General features: G+C 35.1%; 2 protein-coding genes. Both read left to right on the forward strand.

What is annotated here, in order from left to right; all coding sequences use genetic code 11:
* Window positions 1–74 precede the first annotated feature (74 nt).
* Window positions 75–998, forward strand: a complete 924-nt coding sequence (gene ctaG, locus V7147_RS21655; RefSeq protein ID WP_335369881.1) for a cytochrome c oxidase assembly factor CtaG — start codon at window positions 75–77, stop codon at window positions 996–998.
* A gap of 27 nt (window positions 999–1,025) precedes the next feature.
* The gene (locus V7147_RS21660; RefSeq protein WP_335369877.1) at window positions 1,026–1,487 is read left to right on the forward strand and encodes a DUF420 domain-containing protein; all 462 of its coding nucleotides are present in this window, start codon (window positions 1,026–1,028) and stop codon (window positions 1,485–1,487) included.
* The last annotated feature ends 62 nt before the right edge of the window (window positions 1,488–1,549 follow it).

A 1,549-nucleotide genomic window follows, 5' to 3' on the forward strand; every position in this document is an offset into this window, starting at 1 on the left:
ACCCACCTCGTGTGGGCCTAAAAATTCTGACCGCAAATACACCAATGCGGTTTGATTTTACTAAAAGGGGTGAGTTGAAGATGTCTATCGATATCTTTGGTTTTCGGGCATTATGGAGTCCCTATTTTTTAGCTTCACTTGTAGTTATTACGCTACTCTATTTTTTGATTGTCGGTCCATGGAGACATCGATTTGCTCATTCTGAACCTACATCAGTAAACACAAAGATTTTATTTGCGATAGGGATGATCCTACTCTATGCTTGTAAAGGTAGTCCAATTGATTTATTAGGTCATATGACGATGACTGCCCATATGACGCAAATGGCTGTTCTTTATTTAATTGTACCGGCATTTTTTATTTTGGGTGTGCCAAATTGGTTATGGAGAAAATTTATAAATCTCAAAGTCATAAAGCCACTTTTTACATTTCTTACAAAGCCTTTAATTGCATTAGTTATTTTTAACGGCTCATTCTCTATGTATCATATCCCACTAATTTTTGACTTTGTAAAAACAAATGTATTCATTCATGCTGCAACGACGATTTTTATTTTTATTGCTGCCTTCTTTATGTGGTGGCCGTTAATCAATAAATTAGAAGAGTGGAACACATTACATGGTCTCAAAAAAGTTGGGTATATTTTTGCTGATGGGATGTTATTAACACCTGCTTGTGCGCTCATCATTTTTTCGGATACTGCAATGTATTCAACCTATACAGATCTTAGTGCATGGATGAATGCTCTCGCACTTTGTGTACCAGCTTCCATGCTGTCTAGTATAAATCTTACGGGTCCAGAAATGTTTAACTTCATGCCGCCGCTTGAAGATCAACGTACTGGCGGTGTAATAATGAAAATTATTCAAGAGTTTGTGTACGCGATATTACTAGCCAAAGTATTCTTTGAATGGGTTCGTAAAGAGCGTGAACAAGAAAAATTACTAGATGAGCAATTACTTGAAAAGCAACAATTGCTTGAACCACAAACAAATTAAAGAGAAATACGATAAGAGAGGTCAAACATGAATTTACCGATTCTGCCTACATTGAGCACGACATTTATCATTTTAAGTGCAGTAACTGTTGCCATCGGTTGGTATTTAATTAAACAGAAAAAAATTGAAGCTCATAAAAAAACGATGAAGACTGCAGCTATTTTTGCTTTAATATTCTTCATTATTTATATGTCAAGAACGGTTTTTATCGGGAATACATCATTTGGCGGTCCTGACGATGTGAAGGTGTACTACACGATTTTCTTAATTTTTCACATCTTCCTTGCTACAACTGGTGCGATATTCGGAGTCGTTACATTATATCTTGGCTATAAAAATAAAATTGCAAAGCATCGTAAGCTTGGACCAATTACAAGCATCATTTGGTTTTTCACAGCTTTAACAGGTGTAGCAGTATACTTCTTACTGTATGTCTTTTATAAGGGTGGAGAAACAACATCCTTGTTAAAAGCAATTTTAGGTTTTTGATTAATTTAGATTTCATTGTTTGTAATATGTTTAAGGTGTTCTAGAATACAATATTCTAGAGC

It is taken from the genome of Bacillus sp. JJ1521 (assembly GCF_036965165.1).
Lineage (GTDB): Bacteria > Bacillota > Bacilli > Bacillales > Bacillaceae_L > Ferdinandcohnia.